Here is a 24,882-nt window from a genome sequence, read left to right as displayed (position 1 = left end):
CTCAACGCCGAGTTTCTGCCCTGAAATAAGGCCACGAACTGTTGACTCTCGTCAAGACTTCGGCATATTGATCGGATGAATCACAGCTCTCCATGGAGGTCAGGATGAGAGGAACACCAGCGCGGGCTCGCCGCTGGGCCACCGCCGCCCTGTCGGTGCTGGCTCTGACGGCGGTGGCGGCCTGTGGCGGCGGCAACGACAGCAGTGGCGGCGGATCCGGTTCGGCCGACAAGGCCGATCTCACCTGGTCGTTCTGGGTCGCGGGGACCGAGGACCAGGCCGCGTGGCAGAAGGTCGCGGATCAGGCCCACACGGACCATCCCGGCATCACCGTCAAGCTCCAGGGCACCACCTGGGACAACTACTGGGCGAAGGTCGGGACCCTGCTGGCGAGCGGCAAGGCGCCGTGCATCATGGGCATGCAGAGCCTGCGACTGGCGTCGTACGCGAGCGCCCTGCTCCCGCTCGACGATCTGATCAAGAAGTACGGCCTGAAGACCGAGGACTTCGACAAGCCGATCATGGACGGCCTGAAGGCGGACGGGAAGCAGATCGCGATCCCGTACGACTCCGGCCCGATGGTGATCTTCTACAACCGCGACCTGTTCAAGGCTGCCGGCGTGGCCGAGCCGAAGCCGGGCTGGACGATGGACGAGTTCACCGCGGCCGCCAAGAAGCTCACCTCCGCCGGGCGGACCGGATTCGTGACGAGTCCCGGCGATCTGGGCGTGACGTCCTGGGTTCGCACCCAGACCGGCGCCGAGCCGCTCGCCGACGGCAAGCTCGCGCTCACCGACCCGAAGTTCGAAGAGGGCTTCACGACGTACGCCGACTTCGTCAAGACCGACAAGATCGCCCCGCAGGTGCCGTCGGGCAACCCCGACTTCGAGACCCAGCAGTTCACCTCCGGCAAGGCGGCGATGCAGCTGAACGGGCCGTGGTCGCTGATCGACGTCAAGGGCAAGGTCAAGTTCAACCTCGGCATCGCACCGATCCCGGCGGGTCCGGACGGCTCGAAGACGTACACGGCCGGCTCGGGCTTCGGCATCTCGCGGTCCTGCAAGACGCCGGACGCGGCCTTCCAGGCGATCATGTCGATGACGAGTGAGAAGCCGCTGACCACGCTGGCCGTGGCCGGCCGGGCGTACCCGGCTCGCACCGTTGCGCACCCGGCCTGGTTCACCGCGGTGAAGGTCGAGGGCGCCAAGGAGACGATCGACTACGCGTCCGAGAACTCGGTCCCGCTGGTGACCTCGAAGAACTGGGTCCAGGTGGCTGATCTGCTCAACCGGTTCGGGACGCAGGCGCTGAACGGCGAGATCCCGCCGGACCAGGCGCTGAAGACCATCCAGGACCAGGCGGGCGCCGGTTCCTGATGGCCACCGACACCACGACCGTCGCTCCGCCTGGTCTGCCCTCCGGGGCCGACCGGGTGGGGCGCCGGCCCGCGCTGCGACGGGACGGCCGGTTCGCCGGGATCTTCCTCGCCCCGAGCCTCGGCGGGCTGGCCCTGTTCACGCTGTTCCCCACCGCGATGGCGCTGGCGATCAGCCTGTTCGACTGGCCGGTGTTCGGCGAGCGCAAGTTCCTCGGCATCGACAACTACACCCAGCTGCTGAACGATCCGGTGTTCCGCCGGGTGGTGCTGAACACGGCCCTGTTCGTGGTGCTGTACGTGCCGCTGAACCTGGTCGTGTCGCTGGGTCTCGCGGTCTGGGTCGGGCCGAAGATCAGGGGCCGGCAGGCGTTCCGCGTGCTGTTCTTCATCCCGGTGATGACGCCGATGGTGGCCAACGTGATGGTCTGGCGGCTGTTGTTCCAGCCCGGCGGTCTGATCGACACCACGTTGGAGAGCTGGTTCGGCATCAACGCGCCGAACTTCCTCGGCTCGTCGACCTGGGCGATGCCGGCCGTCGTCGCGATGTCGATCTGGCAGGGCTTCGGCTACAACTTCCTGGTCTTCTCCGCCGCCCTCGACCAGGTGCCGCAGTCGCAACTCGAGTCGGCCCAGATCGACGGCGCCGGGCCGTTCCAGCGGTTCCGGTACGTGACCTGGCCGATGATCACACCGTCGATCTTCTTCGCCACCACGATGACGCTGATCACGTCGTTCCAGGTGTTCGTGCAACCGTTCATCCTGACCCAGGGCGGTCCGGGCGTGGCCACCCAGACGATCGTGATGTTCGTCTACAACCAGGGTTGGCAGTTCCTCACCATGGGGCTGGCGTCCGCGGCGGGCTGGGTGCTGTTCGTGATCATCATGGCGGTCACCGCGATCCAGTTCGCCGGGCAGCGGAGGTGGGTGCAGTATGACGTCTGAAACCGTTGGCCGCCGGGTCCGCAGCGGGGTCTCGCACACGCTGCTGATCATCGTCGCGATCGCCTTCCTCGGACCGCTGGTGTACGCCGTGTCCACCTCGCTGAAACCCGCGGACGAGGTGTTCACGCCGACGCCGGAGCTGTTCGGCTCCGAGATCCGCTGGCAGAACTACGCCGACGCGTTCACGTTCGCGCCGTTCGGCCGCTACTTCCTGAACAGTCTGTTCGTCGCGATCGCCGGTACCGCGGTCGTGGTGATCGCCTCGAGCCTGTCGGCGTACGCCTTCGCCCGGCTGCAATTCAGGGGCCGTGAGCAACTGTTCGTCCTGTTCCTGGGCACGCTGATGGTGCCGCAGGAGGTATTGATCGTGCCGATGTACTGGCTGATGCAGTCGCTCGGCTGGGTGGACAGCTACTGGGCGCTGATCCTGCCCTGGGCGTTCACCGCGTTCGGCACCTTCCTGCTGCGGCAGTTCTTCCTGACCGTCCCGGCCGAGCTGGAGGAGGCGGCGCGGGTCGACGGGTGCGGGCCGTTCCGCTCGTTCCTGCGGATCATGCTGCCGTTGGCCCGGCCGGCCATCGCCGTACTGACCGTCTTCACCTTCATCAGTTTCTGGGGCAGTTTCCTGTGGCCGCTGATCATCGTGAACAGCATCGCGGACAAGGGCACGGTGCCGCTCGGCCTGGCTCAGTTCGTCGGCCAGCAAGGCACTCAGTGGAACCTGATGATGGCGGCCTCGATCATGGCGATGGCACCGACCGTCCTGCTCGTGATCCTGCTCCAGAAGCATCTCGTCCGCGGCCTGCTCGTCACCGGTCTGGGCGGCCGTTAACTACTCCGAGGAGATCTGAGATGACCGACGCGCCTCCTGCGCATTCCGTCGAGAAGTTCCGTGACTGGCGGTTCGGCCTGTTCGTCCACTGGGGGCTGTACTCGCTGCCGGCCCGGCACGAGTGGGTGAAGAACCTCGAGCGGCTGACCGACGAGGACTACCAGCCGTACTTCGACCACTTCGAGCCGGACCTGTACGACCCGGGCAAGTGGGCTCGCGCCGCCCGTGAGGCCGGCATGAAGTACGCCGTACTCACGACCAAGCACCACGAAGGCTTCTGCCTGTGGGACTCCGAGGTCTCGGACTACACGGTCGCGAAGACCGCGTGGGGCAAGGACCTGGTCGGCCCGTTCGTCGAGGCCTGCCGGGCCGAGGGGCTCGGCGTCGGCTTCTACCACTCGCTGATCGACTGGCATCATCCCGAGTTCCCGATCGACCTGGTGCATCCGCAGCGGGACGACGAGGAGGCGATCGCGAAGGCGGCCGGCCGCGACATCCAGGTGTACGCCGACTACCTGCATGCGCAGACGCGCGAACTGCTGACGAACTACGGCCCGATCGACATCATGTGGTTCGACTTCTCCTACCCGGGCCGGACCTACCCCGACGGCCGCGACGGGCACGGCAAGGGCCGCGACGACTGGCGGTCCGAGGAACTGATGGCGATGGTCCGGGAGTTGCAGCCGGACATCCTGATCAACGACCGCCTCGACATCCCGGGCGACTTCGTCACGCCGGAGCAGTACCAGCCGGACGGCCCGATGGAACGCGACGGGCAGCCGGTGCTGTGGGAGGCCTGCCAGACGCTGAACGGCAGCTGGGGCTACGACCGGGACAACCTGGACTGGAAGTCACCCGAGCTGCTGGTGAAGATGCTGGTCGACTCGGTCTCCAAGGACGGCAACCTGCTGCTGAACGTAGGCCCGACCGGGCGGGGCGAGTTCGACCCGCGCGCACTGGCTACGTTGGCATCGATCGGCGAATGGATGCGGCTGCACGAGCGGTCGATCCGTGGAGCCCGGCCGGCCTCGGGGTACACCGCTCCGGCCGACTGCCGCTTGACCCAGAGAGGCAACCGGCTCTACCTGCATCTGTTCTCGTGGCCGATGGGCCACGTCCACCTGCCCGGCCTGGCCGGCAAGGTGAAGTACGCCCAGCTCCTGAACGACGCGTCCGAGATCAAGCGCATCGTCAACGATCCTCACCAAACCGCCCAGAACACCACCATGGGCGGCACTTCCGCCGACACCCTCACTCTCAAACTCCCGATCCAGAAACCCAACACCCTGGTCCCCGTGATCGAACTCTTCCTCACCTGAAACCCCGCCACCCCGCCTGCTGCTGACCACCCGCTGATGGGTTGACCAACCAGACAGTGGGTCGACCCACCGCGTGCGGTTGGCCGACCCCCAAACGCGTGGGTCGACCCATCACACACGAACGAGCACCCGGCACCGCGACGTACGCCGGACAGCGCGAACGCGGCTGCACGGAAAGCCGACGGCGACGCGGGGTCCGGGCTGATGGGTTGACCAACCAGACAGTGGGTTGACCCACCGCGTGCGGTTGGCCGACCCCCAAACGCGTGGGTCGACCCACCACACACGAACGAGCACCCGGCACCGCGACGTACGCCGGACAGCGCGAACGCGGCTGCACGGAAAACCGACAGCGACGCGGGGTCCGGGCTCATGGGTTGACCCACCGCGTGCGGTTGGCCAACCCCCAAACGCGTGGGTCGACCCACCACACACGAACGAGCACCCGGCACCGCGACGTACGCCGGACAGCGCGAAGGCGGCTGCACGAAGAGCCGACGGCGACGCGGGGTCCGGGCTCGTGGGTCGACCCACCAGACAGTGGGTTGACCCACCGCGTGCGGTTGGCCGACCCACTACGGCGTGGGTCAGCCCATCAGATGGGTGCGGGCCGGGGCGCGCATGGGTGGTCGGGGGGCGGTGCGGGGTGGGGTGGTCGGGGGGCGGTGCGGGGCGGGGGTGGTTGGGGCTAGGAAGCCGGGGTGGGGCGGCCGGGCTGGTCTCCGCCCCGGGCTTCCAGGTAGGTGTTCTTGGGGACCATGACCTTGCGGCGGAAGAGGCAGACGACGGTGCCGTCCTGCTTGTAGCCCTTGGTCTCGACGTACACGACGCCGCGGTCGTCCTTCGACTTCGACTCCCACTTGTCCAGTACGACGGTCTCGCCGTAGATCGTGTCGCCGTGGAAGGTCGGGGCGACGTGCCGCAGCGACTCGACCTCCAGGTTCGCGATCGCCTTGCCGCTCACGTCCGGCACCGACATGCCGAGCAGGATCGAGTAGATGTAATTGCCCACCACAACGTTCTTGCCGAACTGGGTGGTTTCGCCGGCGTAGTGCGCGTCGAGGTGCAGCGGGTGGTGGTTCATCGTCAGCAGGCAGAACAGATGATCGTCGTACTCCGTCACCGTCTTGCCCGGCCAGTGCTTGTAGACGGCACCGACCTCGAACTCCTCATAGCTACGCCCGAACTGCATGCCGGCTCCTCCTGAACCCGATGGACCCCCCATGCTGCCGAATCCGGGCGTCCCCGGTCCGTGGTGTGGCTCTCACCGGCAGGAGAGATAGGTCACCTCCCACCGGGGAGCTCAGTCGTGCGGCCGCTGCCCTGGCTCGACCGGCTGCTGCGTGACCGGCTGCTGCGCGGCCGCCTGCTGCGTGGCCTGGTGCTCCGGCAGGCGCGGGTTGACCTCGCCCTTCAGAGCAAGCTTGGCCAGGTGGTTCCGCGCCTCTTCAGCGAACTTGAAGTCGCACAGTACGTCGTACGTCGTCGCGACCACCGCGTTCCGCGAGGTGAAGTCGCGCCGGCCGGCGGACTGGGCGTAGCCGAGGCCGCCGAACACCAGACCGAAGAAGGCACCCAGCACCACACCGGTGAGCAGCGCGGCGAGCCAGTTGCCCGTCGTGAACAGGCCCAGCAGCAGGCCGACGAACAGACCGAACCAGGCACCGCTGGCCAGTCCCGCGGTCAGCGCCCGGCCCCAGGTGAGCCGGCCGGTGATCTTCTCCACCTGACGGAGGTTGTTGCCGACGATGGTCGTGTGCTCGACCGGGAACTTCTCGTCCGAGAGGTAGTCGACAGCTCGCTGCGCCTCCCGGTAGGTGTCGTACGTCCCGATCGTCAGGCCACTCGGCCGGGGGTCCATCGAGGGCATGCCCTGCGGGGTCATCGTCGTTCCTCTCCACGTTCGTCACCCCCATCATTGCCGACGGCTGGTTACCGCGCCTTGATAGCCTCGCCGGTGATGGCCGGGCGACGGTGGGACACAGGCGTGACACGCCGGATGGGACGAGTCTTCGCCCGGCGTTCGGGCGGTGACGGCCCGGGACCGGTGGACCTGGTCGCCAGCGGGAAGCTGGACGGCGCCCTGGTCGATTGGGCGTTCTACCGCGACGGCCGGCGCGACTCCAAGATCAACTCCTATACGGAGGCTCTGAGCCGGGCCAAGCGGGGTCAGGGGTTCGTCTGGATCGGTCTGTTCCAGCCCGATGACCGCCAGTTGGCCATCATCGGCGCGGAGTTCGGGTTGCACGCGCTGGCCATCGAGGACGCCACCGAGGCCCACCAGCGCCCGAAGCTCGAGCGGTACGACGACACGTTGTTCGCCGTACTGAAGACAGTCAGGTATGTCCCGCACGGGGACCTGACCGCTACCAGCGAAGTGGTGGAGTCGGGTGAGGTGATGGTGTTCTGCGGACCCGGCTTCGTCGTGACGGTCCGGCACGGGGAGCACAGTGAGCTGACCGGACTCCGGCAGTCCCTGGAGGAGCAGCCGGATCGCCTCGCCCTCGGTCCCGGCGCCGTACTGCATGCCATCGCGGACCTTGTCGTCGACAGGTACCTCGAGGTGACGGACGCCGTACAGGCGGACATCGACATGATCGAGACGGAGATGTTCAGCCCGCGCGGCTGGCGGAACATCGACCGGGTCTACCAACTCAAGCGCGAGGTGCTGGAGCTGAAGCGGGCGGTGGCTCCGCTGACCGGTCCGATGCGGGCGCTGTCGACGCTGCGCCACCCGCTGATCGCCGACGAGACCCGGAACTACTTCCGCGACGTCGACGACCACCTGCTCCGGGTGAAGGAGCAGGTGATCTCGTTCGACGAGCTGCTCAGCTCGATCCTGCAGGCCGGGCTGGCCCAGGTTCAGGTCGCCGAGAACGAGGACATGCGCCGAATCTCTTCGTGGGTGGCGATTATCGCCGTCCCGACGATGATCGCCGGCATCTACGGGATGAACTTCGACAACATGCCCGAGCTGCACCTGAAGTACGCGTACTTCGTGGTCCTCGGCATCATGTTCGCCGCGTGCACGGTCCTTTACCGATTGTTCAAGCGAAACCACTGGCTCTGAGGCCGCAGTTCCAATACAACGTCACGCACGAGTTGGCAACCTTCTGCCATGGCCACGAGTACCACTCGTTTGGAATGTTCCAACAGTTGTGGACGGCTCGGCGCCCTTGATTGAATGCGGCCATCGCGTTCGGTCAGCAGGCCGCCACATTCTGCGACCGGCGGCATCGGGGGATGTCGTGATGGGTTCGGCGTCTCGGTAGGCAGGGAGGGCTGTGCCGTGCTTCGTATTCATTTCACACCGCGTGATCTGACCCGGGTCACGGTCGCCACCAACCCCGCGCCGCTGTGGGAGGTGCTGCTGAGCCTCCACATGCTGCAGCACTCCGACGGGCGGCTGATCTTCGAGGACTGGCGCCGGCAGGTGCGGGCGAAGGTCGCTCCGGAGCAGATGCGGCTCCTGCTCGAGCTGACCCCGCTGCGCGGCTACTCCCCGGACTTCCTCACCCCGGACGAGCCCGCACCGGATTTCGAGACCGCGCTGGAGCTGACGCTGGCCACGCCGCGGCAGCAGATCCGCAGCCAGCTCGACCTGCTCAGCAAGTACCGTCCGGTCTCCCCGTGGACGCGGGAGCTGGCCCAAGGCGAGCGTTCCTCGCTGCAGAAGCTCGGCCGGGCGATCCGCACGTATCACGCGGCCGCCATCGCGCCGTACTGGAAGTCGATCGGGACACATGTGTCGGCCGATCACGCACACCGCGGGGAGGCACTGGCCCGTCACGGGGTGGACCGGCTGCTCTCGTCGCTGCATCCGCGGGTCCGGTGGGTGGCGCCGGTCCTGCAGGTGCTGGACATGAACGACCGCGACCTCTACCTGGACGGGCGCGGCATCGAACTGCAGCCGTCGGCGTTCTGCTGGCAGGTGCCGACCAAGCTGCGCGACCCGGAGCTGAAGCCGATCCTGGTGTACCCGATCCAGCACGCGCCGGGCATCCTGCGGCAGGGGCCCGCAGAGCCGGATCCGTCGACCGACGCGCTGGGCTCGCTGCTCGGCTCGACCCGTGCCGCCGCGCTGGAGGCCGCCGTCTCCGGCTGTACGACGACGGAGCTCGCGAAGCGGTGCAAGATCTCCCCGGCCGCGGCCAGCCACCAGGCCACGGTCCTGCGGGAGGCCGGCCTGATCACCACCCGCCGGGACGGCGCGTCCGTGCGTCACGAGATCACCCAGCTGGGGATCTGGCTGCTGTCCGGCCACGGCTCGGGTAAGACCCGGCAGCCGCCCTCGGAGCTTCGGGTGACCGTCTAGCCACCCCTCCGCGGCACGCTGGACGCCGACCGGCACCGCCCCGCCTGTCGGCCCAGCGTGCCGGCCTGTCCGGTCAGAGCTTGTAGTCCTCCAGCAACCGGCGACCGATGATCATCCGCTGGATGTCCGCCGTACCCTCGCCGATCAGGAGCATCGGAGCCTCGCGGTAGAGGCGCTCGATCTCGTACTCCTTGGAGAAGCCGTAGCCGCCGTGGATGCGGAACGAGTCCTCCACCACCTGTGAGCAGTACTCGCTCGCCAGGTACTTCGCTACTCCGGCCTCGAAGTCGTTGCGCGAACCACTGTCCTTCTTCCGCGCCGCCTTCACCATCAGCTCGTGCGCGGCCTCGACCTTGACCGCCATGTCGGCCAGCCGGAACAGCACCGCCTGATGCTCGGCGATCTTCTTGCCGAACGTCTCCCGCTGCTGCGCGTAGGAGATGCCGAGCTCGAACGCCCGTCGCGCCACGCCACAGCCGCGGGCGGCGACGTTCACCCGGCCGACCTCGACGCCGTCCATCATCTGGTAGAAACCCTTGCCCGGTACGCCGCCGAGGATCTGGCCCGCGTCGATCCGGTAGCCGTCGAAGATCAGCTCGGTCGTGTCGACGCCCTTGTAGCCCATCTTCTCGATCTTGCCCGGCACGCTGAGGCCCTTGTCCACCTCGCCGAACCCGGGCTCCTTCTCGACCAGGAACGTGGTCATGTTCTTGTAGACCGAGTCCTGACCTTCGTCGGTCTTCACGAGTACGGCGACCAGGTTGCTGGACCCGCCGTTCGTCAGCCACATCTTCTGGCCGTTGATCGTGTAGGCGTCGCCGTCCTTGACCGCCTTGGTCTTGATCGCGGCGACGTCGGAACCGCAGCCCGGCTCGGACATCGAGAACGCGCCACGGACCTCGCCGGTCGCCATCCGCGGCAGGTACTTCCGCTTCTGCTCGTCGGTGCCGTGCTGGAGCAGCATGTAGGCCACGATGAAGTGGGTGTTGATGATGCCGGACACGCTCATCCAGCCGCGGGCGATCTCCTCGACACACAGTGCGTAGGTGAGCAGCGATTCGCCGAGGCCGCCGTACTCCTCCGGGATCATCAGGCCGAACAGGCCGAGCTCCTTGAGGCCCTCGACGATCTCGGCCGGGTACTCGTCGCGGTGCTCCAGTTCGGTCGCGACCGGGAGGATCTCCGACTCGACGAACGCGCGGACCGTCTTGAGGATCTCCTCCTGGATGTCGGTCAGCCCGTCGGTCTGCTGCAACCTGCTCATCGTCGGCTCCTTCGGTCGAGATCGCCTACCCGCGAGTATCGCGGGTCCCAGCATCCCGGCACGAGGACGACACCCGCTGTGACACCGGCCACGCGCTCACCGTCGCGTGGCTCACTCGTCGCGTGAACCGTCCGAATTGGGGTTGGGCAGCGCCCGGCTAATCGTGGCGAACAACCCCGCGATCTGGGGAGTCGCCCGCCAGCGGTGTTGCTGCTGCGCCTCGAACAGCCGCTTCCTGGCGTCGTAGAAGTGCTGCGCGGCGGACTCCGTGTCGCCGTGATCCAGCGCTTCCGCGGCCCGGTCCAGGTCGCGCGCCGCCTCCCGCGGAGCCTTGCTCCGGCTCCCTTCCTGGGTGGCGCGTACCTGCGCGGCCAGGGTCCGCAAGCTCTGTACCAGCGCCGCCTGCGGGTTCTGCGTCTCTTTCGGAGTCGGCTTCGGCGTCTTCGACGGCGTCGGAGTCGGCGTCGGAGTCGGCTTCGACGTGGTCTTGGGTGCGACCGAGACCTTCTGCACCGGTGCGGACGGTGTCCCACCCGCCTGCGCCGGCGGCTCGTTCGTCACGCTCTCGCGGAGCATCAGCCCACCAGTGATCGCAGCCAGCACCACCGCGGCTGCCACACCCACCTTCGCGAGTGGGAACGCCTTGCGAGGTGCCCGGTGAGTGCCCGTTTCAGCGGACTCGTCCTCCCAGTGGCCAACGCCGACCACATCCTCGGCCGCGTCTGTGTGCTCATCTGGCTCGTCGGTCGCCGGTGCGGGGAGGGACAGCACCTGCGTCGCGTTGTGCAATGGAGATGGCGTCAGAAGGGCAGCGACCTGAGCAGCCGACGACGGTCGGTCAGCGGGGTCCTTGGCCAGCAGGTGCGTGACGAGGCTGGCAAGCTCGACCGGTACGTCGGTCCGCACGATGGGCGGCGGCGGCGTCTCGAGGTGCTGGCGCATGACCACGTCCACCGTCTGGCCGGTGAAGGGCGGCGTACCGCTGAGGAGCTCGTAGAGGACGCAGCCGAAGGAGTACCAGTCGCTGGCCGGGGTGGCCGACTTGCCGCGGACCTGCTCCGGCGACACGTACGACGCCGTACCGAGCAGGACACCCAGACCGGTCGTCTCGTTGCCCGCGTGCTTGGCGATGCCGAAGTCGGTGATCTTGAGCGTGCCGTCCGCGGCCAGCATCAGGTTGGCCGGCTTCACGTCGCGGTGCACGATCCCGGCGGCGTGGGCCGCATCCAGACCGCGTGCACCCTGGGTCGCGATGTCGGCGACCAGCTCCCCGCTCGGCAGGCCCGCCGTACGCATCAGTTGGGCCAGATCCGGGCCGGAAACGAGTTCCATCACCAGGAACACATGTTCGCCCTCTGTGCCGACGTCGTACGTCGCGACGACGTTCGGATGGGTCAGCCGCGCGGCCGCCTGCGCCTCCGCCCGGAACCGCTCGGCCGCGTCCATCGGGTCGCCCTCGAGCCGGCGGAGCAGCTTGACGGCCACCTGGCGGGCCAGGACGGTGTCCTCGGCCTTCCACACCTCACCCGCGCCACCCGTGCCCAGCAGAGTGAGCAACCGGTAACGCCCTGCGAGTACCTCGCCGTTCACACACAACACCTTCCGCAGCGGACCGCAACACCTTAGGCGGCCAAGGCGACGAGATCGAGTCCACGGCGAAAAGCTTGAAGAACCTCTGCACAGAGCGATGAACGTACTACCGTGAGCGAATGAAGCGATCAATCACCGCCCTGATCGCGGCCACTCTGGTTGCCGCGACGCTGACCACCACGACCGCGTCGGCTGCGCCGGCGCACCGGCCGAAGCCGGTGGTGAAGTGTGAGTTCACGCCGACGCCGGAGAATCCGGAGGCGAAACCGGTGCGGATTCCGTCGGCCACCGCGAAGGCCAAGGGCACGGTCGACGTGTTCTTCGTGACGAACTACGGACCGTTCGTCGTACGGATGGACCGGGCCAACGCGCCGTGCGGGGTGCACAACTTCGTGCATCTGGTGAAGAGCCGGTTCTACGACTTCACCCAGTGCTTCCGGCTGACCAACTCGGCCCGGCTCGGGGTCCTGCAGTGCGGGGACATCTACCGGCAGGAGGAGGGTGGCCCCGGGTACAAGTTCCCCGACGAGGTCACCGGGCAGGAGACGTACCCACGCGGTACCGTTGCCTACGGCAACCAGGGTCCCGGGACGAACGGCAGTGAGTTCTTCGTGGTCCACTCGTTCGCCAACATCGACCCGAACTACACCGTCCTCGGCCACGTGATCGCGGGCATGTCCACGTTCGACCGGATGGTCGCCGCCGGCATCGCCGACCCCGACCAGGACGGCCCGCCGGTCAAGCCGATCCGCATCTACAAGGTCTGGTCCCACTGACCTTTCGGGGGAGGGTAATTCCACAGCCTGCAGGGCTACCTTGAGCTCGTGGGTACTCGCGGACGACCGAGGCATCCCGACGTACTGACGCCGGCGGAGTGGCAGGTGGTGCACGCGGTCCGGCACGGCATGTCGAACCGGGAGATCGCCCGGCGCCGCGGGGTGAGCCTCGACGCGGTGAAGTTCCACGTCGCAAATGCCTTGCTGAAGCTCGGCCTGGAACGCCGGGCCGAGCTTCGCACCTGGCGCGGCGTGCCCGCCGACAGCGCTCTGCGTGGACAAGGAGGCTCGGACATGGTTCTGCAGTTGGGCACGATCGGACAGATCGCACGACCGGTCAGCAATATCCAGACCGCGGTCGACTTCTACGGCGGGACTCTGGGGTTGCCGCATCTCTACACGTTCGGAGATCTGGCGTTCTTCGACTGCGGCGGAACCCGGTTGTTCCTCAGCGCGAACGACGGGCCGGTGGGTGAGCCGTCGGTGCTGTACTTCCGCGTCGACAACATCCAGTCCGCGTACGACGACCTGCTGGCGCGCGGCGTCGAGTTCGAGACCGCGCCCCACTTGATCCACAAACACGACAACGGCACCGAGGAGTGGATGGCCTTCTTCCCGGACCCAGACGGCCACCTCCTGGCAATCATGGCCCAGGTCGGGGGCTGAGTCGGGAACTACTCCTCTGGTTGCCAGATGTCGGTGCGGGTCATCCCGGCGGCGCGACCTTTGGCCGAGACCACCAGCGCCATCTTGCGGGACGCCTCGTCGATCATTTCGTCGCCGAGCATGACTGCTCCACGGGCGCCGCCGGCCGCGGAGGTGTAGTGGTCGTAGGCGTCGAGGATGTTCTCGGCGTGGTCGTAGTCCTCCTGCCGCGGCGAGTACACCTCATTCGCCGCGGCGATCTGATCCGGGTGCAGCACCCACTTGCCGTCGAAGCCCAGCGCGGCGGACCGGCCGGCGACGCGGCGGAAGCCGTCCACGTCCTTGATCTGCAGGTACGGACCGTCGATCGCCTGCTTCCCGTGAGCCCGCGCGGCCATCAGGATCTGCATGAGGATGTAGTGGTACGCGTCCCCGACGTCGTACCCGGGCGGCTGCTCGCCCACCACCAGCGACTTCATGTTGATCGACGCCATGAAGTCGGCCGGGCCGAAGATGATCGTCTCGACGCGGGGTGACGCGGTGGCGATCGCGTTCACGTTGGTGAGGCCGAGTGCGTTCTCGATCTGCGCCTCGATGCCGATCCGGCCGGGCTCGTAGCCGTGCACCTTCTCGAGTTGGGTGAGCAGCAGGTCGAGCGCGACCACCTGCTCGGCGGTCTGCACCTTCGGCAGCATGATGCAGTCGAGGTTCGCGCCGGCGCCGGCGACGACCTCGATCACGTCGGCGTACGTCCATTCGGTGGTCCAGTCGTTCACCCGGACGACGCGGATCTTCGTCCCCCAGCCGCCTTCGTTCAGCGCGGCGACGATGTTCTTGCGCGCGTCCACCTTGGCGATCGGCGCGACCGAGTCCTCGAGGTCGAGGAAGACCTGGTCGGCGTCCAGCCCCTTCGCCTTGGCCAGGAACCGCGGGTTCGACCCCGGCGTGGCCAGGCAGGACCGCCTGCTGCGCAAGGTAGTTGTCTGATCAGCCATCGCCGTCGTCCTCCAACTCGGGTTACCCGCCGGTCACGGGCAGCGTACGGCGAACCCTCGGCGAGGTCCGGTGATCGGGCTCACTTCGCCGTGGAGTGTGTCCGGTTTCACCGTGCCCCGAAGGACGCGCCGGTGTGACAACCTTGGTCCGTGACCATCGAGGACGCTGCCGCCGAGATCGCCGGTGTCATGAAGAAGGCCGGCCTCGTCTGGCTGTCCTGGAACGGCGGACGCCCCGCGCCGGCCTGGTTCGCCACAGTCGACGGCCAGTACGTCGTACTGGCGGATGCGGCCGAGAGCGCGGAGCAGCCGCTGCCCGGACTGGCCACGGCCGGCTCGGCGGACGTCGTCGTACCGGCCAAGCCCGCCACCAACCGGCTGGCGAGTTGGAAGGCGACGGTCCGACGGCTGGAGCCAGGCAGCGACGAGTGGACGACGGCAGCCCAGGTACTGCGCACCGAGCGGCTCAACGCGGCCGGACTGGACACGCAACTCGAGCGCTGGAAGACCGAAGCGGACCTCCTCGTGCTCGAGCCCACCGGTGAAATCACCGAGGCCGCCGGGCGGTACGACGCCACTCCGCGGGCCGAAGCACCGATCGGCACCAAGGCGACCACCCGAGGCAAGCCACCGGTCACCTTGCACCGCCGCATCCCGCGCCGCCCGCGCCTGAGCTGAGACTCCACTCCGGCGGGTTAGCCTTCGATCATGAGTGGCTCACCGTCGCGCGTGTACGTGGCTCGGCTGGCCGGTCTCCCCGTGTACGACCCGAACGGGGATCAGGTCGGCAAGGTCCGCGACGTCGTGGCGATGATGCGGCAGGGTACGCAACCGCCGCGGGTGCTCGGTCTGGTGGTGGAGGTATTCACCCGGCGCCGCATCTTCCTGCCGATGACCCGGGTGACCAACGTCGACGTCGGACACGTCACCACCACCGGACTGGTGAACATGCGCCGGTTCGAGCAGCGGCCGACCGAGGTGCTGGTGCTCGGCGAGATGCTGGACCGCACTGTCACCGTCCTCGAGACCGGCGCGACCGCAGTGGTGTTCGACATGGCCATGGAGCAGTGGCGGACCCGGGACTGGGTGCTGTCGAAGGTGGCGGTGCGCGAGGGCGGCAAGCGGTTCCGGCGGCGCGGGCAGTCGCACGTGTTCGACTGGGCCGACGTGAGTGGCTTCGCCCAGGTCGAGGAAGGTCAGGGCGCGACCCACATCCTGGCCGCGTTCGAGTCGATGAAGGCCGCCGACCTGGCCGCTGTACTGCATGATCTGTCGCCCAAGCGACGCAAGGAGATCGCGTCCGCGCTGGAAGACGAGCGGCTGGCCGACGTACTGGAGGAGCTGCCCGAGGACGACCAGGTGGAGATCCTGGCGGGCCTGGACACCGAGCGCGCCGCGGACGTGCTCGAGGAGATGTCGCCGGACGACGCGGCCGACCTGATCGCCGAGCTGCCCACCGAGACCGCCGAGGCGCTGCTCACGCTGATGGAGCCGGACGAGGCCGAGGACGTACGCCGTCTGCTCACCTACGAGGAGCGCACCGCCGGTGGACTGATGACGTCCGAGCCGGTGATCCTGCCGGCGGATGCGACCGTCGCGGACGCCCTGGCCCAGGTCCGCAACGCCGATCTGAGTCCCGCATTGGCCGCGATGATCTATGTCTGCCGGCCGCCGCTGGAGACTCCGACCGGTCGGTTCATCGGCATCGGCCACATCCAGCGGCTGCTCCGCGAACGACCATCCGAGCTGGTGTCCGTAGTAGTGGACACCGATCTGGACGGGCTGCGGCCGGACGACAGCCTGACCACGGTCAGCAAGTACCTCGCGACCTACAACCTCGTCGCGGCACCGGTGCTCGACGACGAAGGCCGGCTGCTCGGTGCGGTCACGGTCGACGACGTGCTCGACCACCTGCTCCCCGACGACTGGCGTGAATCCGATCAGCCCGGCGACAACGACTCGCAGGAGGTGGACCACGATGCCTCGTGACGACCGCAGCACCGACGACCGCCGCCTGCGCAGTACGGCGCGGCTCGACGTACCACGGGACTGGCGGCGGACGTTCGTGCCGCGGCCGTCGTACGACGCCGACGCGTTCGGGCGGCTGTCGGAGCGGATCGCCCGCTTCCTCGGCACCGGGCGGTTCCTCGTCTACATGACCGCGACGATCCTGTTCTGGGTCGCCTGGAACATCTTCGCGCCGCAGAGCCTGCGGTTCGACCAGTACCCGTTCATCTTCCTGACGCTGGCACTCAGCCTGCAGGCGTCGTACGCCGCTCCGCTCATCCTGCTGGCGCAGAACCGGCAGGAGGCGCGCGACCGCGTGCAGTACGAACGCGACCGTGACGTGGACGCCCGGACCCGTGCGGACATGGAGTTCCTGGCCCGCGAGATCGCCTCGCTGCGGATGGCCGTCGGCGAGGTCGCGACCCGCGACTTCCTCCGCTCCGAACTGCGCACGCTGCTCGCGGATCTGGACCTGAAGAGCCGCGAGGACGACCGCGTCTGACCTCTTTGGAGCCGAGATACTCTCGCTATCAGGTGAGGAAGGACGTGGAATGAAGACTCGATTCGCGCCTGATCGCGGCCTCAGCCGCCGGATGGTGATGACCAGTTTCCTGCTCGGTCTGCTGTACGTCGCCTTCGTCGCGCTGCTGATCGCGCTGACCGGGAGCGCCGTACTGGCCGTCGTGATCGCGGCCGGGGCGTTGTTCGTGCAGTACTGGTTCTCGGACCGGATCGCGTTGTACGCGATGCGCGGGCGGATCGTCAGCCCGGAGGAGGCGCCGCAACTGCACGGCGCGATCGACCGGCTGTGTGCCCTGGCCGACATGCCGAAGCCGAGGGTCGCCGTCGCCGACGTCGACCTGCCGAACGCCTTCGCGACCGGGCGCAACCCGAAGAACGCGGTCGTCTGCGTGACCACCGGGATCATGCGCCGGCTGGACGCGGACGAGCTCGAGGGCGTCCTCTCGCATGAGCTGTCCCACGTCGCCCATCGTGACGTCGCGGTGATGACCATCGCGTCGTTCCTCGGCGTACTCGCCGGCCTCATCACGCGCTTCGGCCTGTACGGCGGACTGAGCCGCAACCGCGATCAGAACGCGGCGGTGATCGTGCTGACCGTGGTCCTGGTGTCCGTCGTCGTCTACGCGATCTCGTTCCTGCTGACGCGGGCGCTGTCGCGCTACCGCGAGCTCGCCGCGGACCGGGCCGGCGCCATGCTGACCGGCAGACCATCGGCACTGGCCTCGGCGCTGACCAAGATCAGTGGGGACATCGCCCGGATACCGTCGCGCGATCTGCGCCAGGCGGAGGCGTTCAACGCGTTCTTCTTCGCCCCGGCGATCTCGGGCCAGGGGAAGAGCCTGTCCTCGCTGCTGTCCACTCACCCGCCGCTGGAGACACGCCTCGACCGCCTCGGTGTGCTGTCGCGCGAGCTGGGCGAGCAAGCTTAGGTCATGGGCCTTCTCGACATCCTGCTCGGCCGGAGCAAAGCCGTCCCGCCGAACCTCGACCAGCTGTTCTCGCTTCCGTCGGCCGCGATCACGCTCGACACAGCGGCCGGTTACCGGCCGACCGGAAGTGGATCGGTCTGTTTCAAGGCGGCCGAGGGCGGTGGATTCTCGACCCTGCGCGAGGAGGTGGACAACCTGCTCGCGCTCGACAACGGGAAGTTCACCAGCCACACCGACTCGTACGGCTTCACCTGGCTGGTCCGGCAGACCACTCCGGACGATGTCGAGGGCCTGGTCACCGACCTGCACGCGGTGAACACCTCACTGGTCGACGCGGGCTTCGGATCGGCGCTGCTGTGCACGCTCGTCGCCTTCACCAACGGCAGCAAGTCGCTGGGGCTCGTCTACCTCTACAAACGCGGTACCTGGTACCCGTTCGTTCCCGCTGGGCAGGACCGCCGCGACAACGCCACCGAACTCCAGATCAAGTCGGTCATCGGCACCGACCTCCGCTTCGAGCAAGACCTCTCGCGCTGGTTCCCCATCTACGGCGCCCCCGGCCTCTGACCCACCTCGCATATCCCGCGACTTCAACCATCGCCGTCCCAGCGACTTTGAGCACCCATCGCCCATCGCCGAGCCGATTTCGTGGCTGACCGGTGCACAAAGTCGTGCCTGCACTACGAGCGGTGCTCAAGGTGGCGGTGGAGGTAAGGGTTGCCTTGGCGGACCTACGTCACATGGACCGTGGTCGGGGCGGCTCGGGTGAGCACGTAGCCTGGGGGTATGGCTCCCACTGCTGATCAAGTGACCACGGCGCTCGGTGGTGTACTGGATCCGGAGATCAAAAAGCCGATCACGGACCTGGGCATGGTCGAGTCGGTCGTCGTCCGGGACGACGGCGTCGTCACGGTCCGGATTCTGCTGACCGTCGCAGGCTGTCCGATGAAGGACACACTGCGCCGCGACACGACCGCCGCGGTCAGCAAACTCGACGGCGTGACCGGGGTCGAGGTGGACCTGGGCGTGATGTCGGCCGAGCAGCGGGCGGCCTTGCAGACCCAACTGCGCGGTGGCGTGGCGGAGAAGGAGATTCCCTTCTCCCGGCCGGACTCGCTGACCAAGGTGTTCGCGATCGCGTCCGGCAAGGGCGGTGTGGGCAAGTCCTCGGTGACGGTCAACCTCGCGGCCGCGATGGCGCTGCAGGGGCTGCAGGTCGGCGTACTGGACGCGGACATCTACGGGCACTCGGTACCGGCGATGCTCGGCGTCGCGGACCAGCGGCCGACGGCCGTGGACGACATGATCATGCCGGTGCCCGCGCACGGCGTGAAGGTGATCTCGATCGGCATGCTGAAGCCGAAGCGCGACCAGGTGGTCGCCTGGCGCGGCCCGATCCTGGACCGCGCGCTGGTGCAGATGCTGGCCGACGTGTACTGGGGCGATCTCGACGTCCTGCTGCTCGACCTGCCGCCCGGTACCGGTGACATCGCGATCTCGGTCGGCCAGCGGCTGACCAGCGCCGAGGTCATCGTGGTGACGACCCCGCAGGAAGCCGCCGCCGAGGTGGCCGAGCGGGCCGGCACGATGGCGCAGATGGTGCACCAGCGGGTCGCGGGCGTGGTCGAGAACATGTCCTTCCTGCCCTGCCCGCACTGCGGCCCCGAGCATCGGATCGAGATCTTCGGCTCCGGCGGCGGGACGCGAGTCGCAGAGACCCTGTCCGCACGCCTGGGCTACAAGATCCCGCTCCTCGGTGAGATCCCCCTGGACGAGCGCCTCCGCAGCGGCGGCGACCTGGGCAACCCCTTGGCCGTCACCGACCCGGAAACTCCCGCAGCGCAGGTCCTCACGCAGATCGCGGCCACCCTGGGCGGCCGACCCCGAGGCCTGGCCGGCCGGCAACTCGGCCTGTCCCCCGCGGGCCGCTGACCACCCGAAGCTGACGCCACCCTGGTGTTGACTTGGCCGGGTGCCGATTCCTGAGAAGCATCCGGTTCTGACCGACGGTGTAGTGACCCTGCGCGCCCCGCGGCCGGACGACGTACAAGGCCAGATCGACCGCAATCGCGAGGACCCCGCCCGCGACGACGAGGACGCACGGCGGTGGATCACCTTCGGCATCACCGAGGCCTGGGCGGCCGGCTGGCGGCTCGCGTTCGTCGTCGAGTTTCGGGGCCGGTACGCCGGTACTGCCTCGCTGAAGCCGGATGCGGACGGCAACGCCCGGGTGACCTACGGGCTGTCCGAGTGGGCGCGTGGCGCCGGGGTGGCGAGTCGCGCCGTACGGCTCCTGCTGGAGTTCGGCTTCGGCACGTGCGGGTTCCGCGTCGTCCACTGGTGGGCGCGGGTCGGCAACTGGCCGTCCCGCCGGGTCGCGTGGGCCACCGGTTTCCGGCTCGGTGACACCATCCCCGGCCTGGCGAAGGAAGGCGGCCGACCCATCGACGCCTGGACCGGCTGGATCGGCCCGATGGACCCTCGCACACCCCGTCGGCCCTGGTACGTCGCCCCGGTGCTCGAGACTCCGCGGCTACGCCTGCGTGCCTGGCGCGAGGACGAGATCCCCCGCATCACCGCGGCCCGGACAAATGAGGCCACGGCCCACTTCCTCCCGTTCATCCCTCAGCCCTTCACCGCCGAGGACGCGCGCTACTGGCTCAAGAGCCTCGACGAACAAGCCGCCTCCGGTCACCGCTACAACTGGTGCCTCGCCGATGCCGGGACCGACCTGGGGCTCGGCAACCTCACGCTCTTCAATCTCAACGACGACGGCGCCGGCGAGCTGGGCTTCTGGGCGCACGCCGACGCCCAGGGCCGCGGCTTGACGGCAGAGGCGATTCATTGCGTCGCCGGTTGGTTCTTCTCCCCCGACGGCCAGAACGGTCACCGCCTGCTGATCCGGACCGCCGCCACCAACACTCCCGCCCGCCGGGTCGCCGAGTCAGCCGGTTTCCGCCACGCCGGCACCGAACGCGAAGGCTTCCGCGTCGCGACCCGCCAGGACGACCTGGTCAGCTACGACCTGATGGCCGGTGATCTGGCCGGGTGAAGGTCAGGTCGACTCGGGGTCGAAGGGGGCCTTCTGACCGGCCGGGAGACGGTCAGGAGTGGACTCCATGAAGTCCGGAGTGCTGGTCGGCTTCTCGTCGTCGAGGTCGTCGGAGCCTTCGAGCAGGTGCTTGCGGACGAAGTTCTTCGGGTTCAGATCCTGGAGCTCGAGGTCGGCGAACTCCGGGCCGAGCTCGTTGCGCAGATCGTTCTGGGCGTTGTTGACCATCTGGCGGACCTGACGCAGCAACCGGCCCGCGGTGCGGGCGAACTCCGGCAGCCGATCCGGGCCGAAGACGAGCACGGCGACGATCGCGATCACCACCAGCTCGAGTGGCCCGATGCCGAACATGTCCCCACCTCTCTGTACGTCGTTTCCGACGGCGTCCAGGGTAGCCGCCGTACGGTGACACCGCCTGCCGGGTCAGCCGATCTGGCCGGCCAACGCGACCGTTGCCTGCCGCTCCCGCCCACTGCGCTCGTACGCCAGCTTCACGCTCTCACCGGGCTGGTGGGTGCGAATCGCGACAATCAGTGCTTCGGCGGTGTCGACGACCTGGTTGTTGATCGAGGTGATCACGTCACCGACGCGTAATCCCGCCCGCGCGGCCGGAGACCCCGGGTTGACCAGGCTCACCCGCGCGCCACCCTCGAACTGCATGTCCACCTGCGCGCCGATCACCGGGTACGACGCCCTGCCGTTGGCGATCAACTGCTGAGCGGTCCGCCGGGCCTGGTCGATCGGGATCGCGAACCCGAGCCCGATGTTGCCGCTCTGGCCCTCCTGCGTGCCGCGCACGGTGGCGATCGCGGAGTTCACGCCGATCACCCGCGCGTTCATGTCGACCAGCGGGCCGCCGGAGTTGCCCGGGTTGATCGCCGCGTCGGTCTGCAGCGCGTTGATGTACGACTCCGGGTCGGCGGCCTCCCCGGAGGTGGTGACCGGGCGGTTCTTGGCCGAGATGATGCCCGAGGTGACCGTGCCGGCCAGCCCGAGCGGCGAGCCGATCGCGACCACATCCTGACCGACGATGGCCAGGTCGGAGCGGCCGAACTGCACCGATGGCGCCTTCAGACCGGCCACTTGGACGATGGCGAGGTCGTACGCCGGGGAGCGGCCGACCAGCCGCGCGGTCGCAGGCTTCCCGTTCTCGGCGACGACCTGGATCGAGCCGCCGTTGGCCGCCGCGGCGACGACATGGTTGTTGGTCAGGATGTGGCCGACGTTGTCGATCACGAAGCCGGAGCCGGTCGCGTTCGAGTCGTCCGCACCCTCGACCCGCAACTGCACGACGCTCGGCAGCAGCGTCGAGGCGACGGCGGAAACCGATCCGCTGCGGATCTTCGGGTCCGCGCCGGTGCCGACCGGCGGTGTGGGCTGCTCGGCGACCGGACTGGTGTTCGCATCAAGGGCGACGACGGTGACGGCAGCGCCGGCGCCTGCGATCACGCCGATGACCAGGGCGACGGCCGCGGCGATCGCGACGACCCGGTTGGTCTTGGGCGGCGGCGCCGGGGTGTACGCGCGGGCCTGCTGCTGATGCCAGTCGATCGGCGGGGGCGGCGTGTACGTCGGCTGGTACGCCGGCCGCTGGGTCGGCCAGGCCTGCCCCTGGTACACCGGCCTGAAGTTGGGCTCGTCAGCGGCGGGCTGCCCGAAGCTGCGTTGTGTCACCGAACGACCACCGTTCTGCCGGTACGACGCATCGCTCCCGGGAGGCGGCAACGGCATGCTGCCCGGCCCGGCCGCAGGCGGCACCAGCGCCGACAACGGCGGACCGTCGGCGGTCGGCTCTGCCGAAGCAGGCGCGGCCGTCGGCATGATCCGGGTGGGTTCCGGCGTCGCTGGATCGCGGGGGGTCGGAACTGTCGGTTCGGCGTCGTCGCTGGTCACGGTGGCCGCCTCACGTGTCGTGGTCGTCGGTCGGAGGCCCTCTCCCGGGGTTGCCGGAAGACCCCTCCAGATTCGATTATCCCAGCTTCGGCGAAAGGGCACCCATCGGAGTTAGCCAGGTAGCGATTTTCGCCAGCCCGGCACCCATCCGCTGGATCGCGGTCAGCTTCACCGGGACGTCGTGCGGGAAGGCCCGGACCACCTGGCCGAGCATGTCCGGCGGCAGGTCGCCGATCAGCGTGTAGACGATCCCGCCGGAGGACCAGACGACGTACGACGGCATCCCGTAGCGCTGGTAGACGCCGGGGGTGTCAGTGGCGCCGAAACCGGCCACAGCCGCCGGGTCGAGCGCGCCGCGTTGCTCGAAGAGCGAGATGTTGAACAGCCCGTCGGAGTACGAGAACTGCAGCGACCCGTTGCCGGTGTCCTGGTGGACGTCGTACAGCTTGAGCGACGCGGGGAGCTCGGGCGCGCAGACCCAGCCTTCGGAGCGCAGGTTGTCGACCGTTCCCAGGCCCATCGACTCGACTCCGCCGGGCGCCATCGGCGGCAGGTGCCCGAGGAACTCCGAGTCCTCGATCTCCAGCTCGGTGAACACCGTGGCCCGGACCATCGTCTTCCCGTCCACGCTGAACAGCTGTCGCTGCAGCAGCAGTCCGGTCGCCTTGTCGATCCAGAACCGCGCAGCGAGAGTTTCGTCATCCCGCAGTGCCTCGACCAGGACAGCTGCCCGGCCGATCGTGGCTGTGCAGCACTTGTAGACGAGCGCGTACGTCGCCTCCAGCAACGCCAGCGGTCCACCGTCGACCGCACCGGCGTTCGTGGTGCGCTGGACGAAGGCCTTGGCGCCGGGAGACGCCTCGGAGCCGACCACAGTGATCTCGGAGCCCTGTGAGGCCGCGTGCACGATGTCGAGCATCGCGGAGCTGGCGCCCTGCGGTCCCCACGAGGTGATGATCTGGGTGCCGTGGAACGAGACCCGGTTCGGCGCCGCGGCGGCACGCTCGAGCCAGCTGACGGCCGTCGGTGAGTCCTCACGGGACGCGACAGTCACCGCAGCAGCGGGCATGGGCAGGCCGAAGCCGATCAGTGCGGTGCTGACCAGTACGGCGAGCCGGGAGAGGCTCACAGGTCAACGTCCTGCCAGGGCCACCGGCTGCAGCGTCGGGCTCAGCCCCGCGTACCCAGCCCCGTTGTAGGAGTTCAGCAGCGCGACCGGGTCCGCGAACGGCGCTTCGCTAGTCGTGCTGGCGTGGTCGGCGGAGAAGCTCGCGACCGGCGGCTGCAGCGCGGGTGGCTGCTCCGACCGGGCCGGGTCTCCGACGACGAACGCCGTACCGAGTAGTGAGGCCACTGCGGCGGCAGAGCTCGCAGCAGTCAGTACGCCGGTACGCCGCCGGGAGCGAGTGGTCCGAGGCGCGGGGCCGGTGGATCCACCGCGACCCGCCGGGAACGCGGACCGCTGCGGGAAGAGCGACACGGCCGGTGTGAGGACCGGGCGGACCTCCTCGCGCGGCTCCATCGAGAACGACGAGACGCCCATCAAGCGCTGCATCAGGTCGGTGGACGGCTCCGGCAACTCCTGAGCCGCCATCCGGGCCTTGAGCCGGCGCTGCGCGTCCACCTCCGCACGGCAGGTGTCACAGCTGACCAGGTGGCTCAGCACCTTGTCACGGGAGTCGTGGTCGAGTTCACCGTCGACGACGGCAGTCAGCTTGTCCATCGGGTGCTGCAGCGTCACCGGTGCTCACCTCCGGTGCTGAACGGGGCGTCTGCGGGCGGACCACCGATCCGGGACTGACCAGAGCGCGGGGCGCGGTGCTCCAGGTGCTTGCGCAGCATCGAGCGTCCCCGGTGGATCCGGCTGCGGACCGTCCCGAGCTTCACATCCAGCACGTCGGCGATCTCGTCGTACGTCATGCCCTCGATGTCGCACAGCACCACGGCCGCGCGGAAGTCCTCCGGCAGCGCGTCCAGTGCGTCCTGCACGTCGTGGTCGAACAGGTCCGAGTCGAGCTTCTCGGCCGGGCCCTCGCCCTTGGCCGGGAGCCGGTCGTGCGCATCCTCCGGCAGGCCGTCGAAGCGGATCCGCTGCTTGCGGCGGGCGCCGTCCAGGAACAGGTTCGTGGTGATCCGGTACAGCCAGCCCTCGAAGGTGCCCGGCGTGTACGACGACAGCGAGCGGAAGACCCGGACGAAGACCTCCTGGGTCAGGTCCTCGGCGTCGTGCTTGTTGCCGGTCAGCCGGTACGCCAGCCGGTAGACCCGGGCCGAATGCGCACGGACGATCTCGTCCCACGACGGCAGCGCGTCCGCAACCGCCTCCGGGACAGGCACCACAGAGGTGTCAGCCGGCTTCACCGCAACGCCTCCCAGGGTCCTCTCGGCAATAAGCGTGAAGGCCATGGTGCCGCGTTCACCGT

At 68.4% G+C, this 24,882-nt stretch carries 25 protein-coding genes; 15 read left to right on the top strand and 10 right to left on the bottom strand.

The window, feature by feature from the left end:
- The first annotated feature begins 104 nt into the window (after positions 1–104).
- From ACIBG5_RS40215 to ACIBG5_RS40200, 4 genes are read left to right on the top strand one after another with little or no spacing between them, the layout of a single operon-like run.
- Positions 105–1,376, top strand: a complete 1,272-nt coding sequence (locus ACIBG5_RS40215) for an ABC transporter substrate-binding protein (protein WP_396397249.1) — start codon at positions 105–107, stop codon at positions 1,374–1,376.
- Positions 1,376–2,320 carry a carbohydrate ABC transporter permease gene (locus ACIBG5_RS40210; RefSeq protein WP_396397247.1) on the top strand — a complete coding sequence of 315 codons (945 nt, stop codon included), beginning with the start codon at positions 1,376–1,378 and terminating at the stop codon, positions 2,318–2,320. Before ACIBG5_RS40215 ends, ACIBG5_RS40210 begins: the two co-directional genes overlap by 1 nt.
- Positions 2,310–3,152 (top strand): carbohydrate ABC transporter permease, encoded by an 843-nt coding sequence (locus tag ACIBG5_RS40205; protein ID WP_396397245.1) that lies wholly within the window; start codon positions 2,310–2,312, stop codon positions 3,150–3,152. Before ACIBG5_RS40210 ends, ACIBG5_RS40205 begins: the two co-directional genes overlap by 11 nt.
- 20 nt (positions 3,153–3,172) lie before the next feature.
- Entirely contained in the window at positions 3,173–4,471 is a 1,299-nt protein-coding gene (locus ACIBG5_RS40200) for an alpha-L-fucosidase (protein WP_396397244.1), read from the top strand.
- A gap of 688 nt (positions 4,472–5,159) precedes the next feature.
- On the opposite strand, the gene ACIBG5_RS40195 is transcribed toward ACIBG5_RS40200, so the two are convergent.
- Positions 5,160–5,663: a MaoC family dehydratase gene (locus ACIBG5_RS40195; RefSeq protein ID WP_396397243.1), complete on the bottom strand. Its 504-nt coding sequence runs from the start codon at positions 5,661–5,663 to the stop codon at positions 5,160–5,162.
- A 111-nt stretch (positions 5,664–5,774) separates the two neighbouring features.
- Positions 5,775–6,356, bottom strand: a complete 582-nt coding sequence (locus tag ACIBG5_RS40190) for a general stress protein (RefSeq protein WP_396397241.1) — start codon at positions 6,354–6,356, stop codon at positions 5,775–5,777.
- 75 nt (positions 6,357–6,431) lie between these two features.
- Between ACIBG5_RS40190 and ACIBG5_RS40185 the strand changes: the two genes are divergently transcribed.
- Positions 6,432–7,541, top strand: a complete 1,110-nt coding sequence (locus ACIBG5_RS40185; RefSeq protein ID WP_396397239.1) for a magnesium and cobalt transport protein CorA — start codon at positions 6,432–6,434, stop codon at positions 7,539–7,541.
- A 219-nt stretch (positions 7,542–7,760) separates the two neighbouring features.
- Positions 7,761–8,786, top strand: a complete 1,026-nt coding sequence (locus ACIBG5_RS40180) for an ArsR/SmtB family transcription factor (RefSeq protein ID WP_396397238.1) — start codon at positions 7,761–7,763, stop codon at positions 8,784–8,786.
- Positions 8,787–8,859: 73 nt separating this feature from the next.
- Here ACIBG5_RS40180 and ACIBG5_RS40175 read toward each other — a convergent pair whose 3' ends face one another.
- Positions 8,860–10,050, bottom strand: a complete 1,191-nt coding sequence (locus ACIBG5_RS40175) for an acyl-CoA dehydrogenase family protein (RefSeq protein WP_396397236.1) — start codon at positions 10,048–10,050, stop codon at positions 8,860–8,862.
- 111 nt (positions 10,051–10,161) lie between these two features.
- The gene (locus ACIBG5_RS40170) at positions 10,162–11,640 is read right to left on the bottom strand and encodes a serine/threonine-protein kinase (protein WP_396397234.1); all 1,479 of its coding nucleotides are present in this window, start codon (positions 11,638–11,640) and stop codon (positions 10,162–10,164) included.
- A gap of 119 nt (positions 11,641–11,759) precedes the next feature.
- On the opposite strand from ACIBG5_RS40170, the gene ACIBG5_RS40165 reads away from it, so the two are divergent.
- Positions 11,760–12,416, top strand: a complete 657-nt coding sequence (locus ACIBG5_RS40165) for a peptidylprolyl isomerase (protein WP_396397232.1) — start codon at positions 11,760–11,762, stop codon at positions 12,414–12,416.
- A 48-nt stretch (positions 12,417–12,464) separates the two neighbouring features.
- On the top strand, positions 12,465–13,082 hold the full coding sequence (locus tag ACIBG5_RS40160; RefSeq protein WP_396397230.1) for a VOC family protein: 618 nt from the start codon (positions 12,465–12,467) through the stop codon (positions 13,080–13,082).
- 8 nt (positions 13,083–13,090) lie between these two features.
- Here ACIBG5_RS40160 and ACIBG5_RS40155 read toward each other — a convergent pair whose 3' ends face one another.
- On the bottom strand, positions 13,091–14,056 hold the full coding sequence (locus ACIBG5_RS40155; RefSeq protein ID WP_396397228.1) for an HpcH/HpaI aldolase/citrate lyase family protein: 966 nt from the start codon (positions 14,054–14,056) through the stop codon (positions 13,091–13,093).
- Positions 14,057–14,206: 150 nt separating this feature from the next.
- On the opposite strand from ACIBG5_RS40155, the gene ACIBG5_RS40150 reads away from it, so the two are divergent.
- The 7 genes from ACIBG5_RS40150 to ACIBG5_RS40120 all read left to right on the top strand — a co-directional run bounded on the left by ACIBG5_RS40150 (position 14,207) and on the right by ACIBG5_RS40120 (position 20,566).
- On the top strand, positions 14,207–14,734 hold the full coding sequence (locus ACIBG5_RS40150; protein ID WP_396397226.1) for a hypothetical protein: 528 nt from the start codon (positions 14,207–14,209) through the stop codon (positions 14,732–14,734).
- A 30-nt stretch (positions 14,735–14,764) separates the two neighbouring features.
- The gene (locus ACIBG5_RS40145; RefSeq protein ID WP_396397225.1) at positions 14,765–16,045 is read left to right on the top strand and encodes a magnesium transporter MgtE N-terminal domain-containing protein; all 1,281 of its coding nucleotides are present in this window, start codon (positions 14,765–14,767) and stop codon (positions 16,043–16,045) included.
- Positions 16,035–16,565 carry a DUF1003 domain-containing protein gene (locus tag ACIBG5_RS40140; RefSeq protein WP_396397223.1) on the top strand — a complete coding sequence of 177 codons (531 nt, stop codon included), beginning with the start codon at positions 16,035–16,037 and terminating at the stop codon, positions 16,563–16,565. The genes ACIBG5_RS40145 and ACIBG5_RS40140 overlap by 11 nt, the downstream gene beginning before the upstream one ends.
- A gap of 49 nt (positions 16,566–16,614) precedes the next feature.
- The gene (gene htpX / locus ACIBG5_RS40135) at positions 16,615–17,514 is read left to right on the top strand and encodes a zinc metalloprotease HtpX (protein ID WP_396397221.1); all 900 of its coding nucleotides are present in this window, start codon (positions 16,615–16,617) and stop codon (positions 17,512–17,514) included.
- A gap of 3 nt (positions 17,515–17,517) precedes the next feature.
- Complete coding sequence (locus ACIBG5_RS40130; RefSeq protein WP_396397220.1) at positions 17,518–18,081, top strand: hypothetical protein; 564 nt, start codon at positions 17,518–17,520, stop codon at positions 18,079–18,081.
- 219 nt (positions 18,082–18,300) lie between these two features.
- Entirely contained in the window at positions 18,301–19,446 is a 1,146-nt protein-coding gene (locus ACIBG5_RS40125; protein ID WP_396397218.1) for an Mrp/NBP35 family ATP-binding protein, read from the top strand.
- A gap of 40 nt (positions 19,447–19,486) precedes the next feature.
- Complete coding sequence (locus ACIBG5_RS40120) at positions 19,487–20,566, top strand: GNAT family N-acetyltransferase (protein WP_396397217.1); 1,080 nt, start codon at positions 19,487–19,489, stop codon at positions 20,564–20,566.
- A gap of 3 nt (positions 20,567–20,569) precedes the next feature.
- On the opposite strand, the gene ACIBG5_RS40115 is transcribed toward ACIBG5_RS40120, so the two are convergent.
- The 5 genes from ACIBG5_RS40115 to sigE form a co-directional block, all read right to left on the bottom strand.
- A complete protein-coding gene (locus ACIBG5_RS40115) occupies positions 20,570–20,917 on the bottom strand; it encodes a sec-independent translocase (protein ID WP_396397215.1) in 348 nt (115 codons plus the stop codon).
- Between the two features lie 72 nt (positions 20,918–20,989).
- Positions 20,990–22,459 carry a trypsin-like peptidase domain-containing protein gene (locus tag ACIBG5_RS40110; protein WP_396397213.1) on the bottom strand — a complete coding sequence of 490 codons (1,470 nt, stop codon included), beginning with the start codon at positions 22,457–22,459 and terminating at the stop codon, positions 20,990–20,992.
- A gap of 76 nt (positions 22,460–22,535) precedes the next feature.
- Positions 22,536–23,588 (bottom strand): transcriptional regulator, encoded by a 1,053-nt coding sequence (locus ACIBG5_RS40105; RefSeq protein ID WP_396397212.1) that lies wholly within the window; start codon positions 23,586–23,588, stop codon positions 22,536–22,538.
- A gap of 3 nt (positions 23,589–23,591) precedes the next feature.
- Entirely contained in the window at positions 23,592–24,200 is a 609-nt protein-coding gene (locus ACIBG5_RS40100; RefSeq protein WP_396397210.1) for an anti-sigma factor family protein, read from the bottom strand.
- Positions 24,197–24,865 carry an RNA polymerase sigma factor SigE gene (gene sigE / locus ACIBG5_RS40095; protein WP_396397208.1) on the bottom strand — a complete coding sequence of 223 codons (669 nt, stop codon included), beginning with the start codon at positions 24,863–24,865 and terminating at the stop codon, positions 24,197–24,199. The genes ACIBG5_RS40100 and sigE overlap by 4 nt, the downstream gene beginning before the upstream one ends.
- Between the last annotated feature and the right edge of the window lie 17 nt (positions 24,866–24,882).

It is taken from the genome of Kribbella sp. NPDC050241, assembly GCF_044459685.1.
Taxonomy (GTDB): Bacteria; Actinomycetota; Actinomycetes; order Propionibacteriales; family Kribbellaceae; genus Kribbella.
Note: the sequence above shows the minus strand (reverse complement) of the source record. Positions and strands in the feature narration are given on the sequence as shown.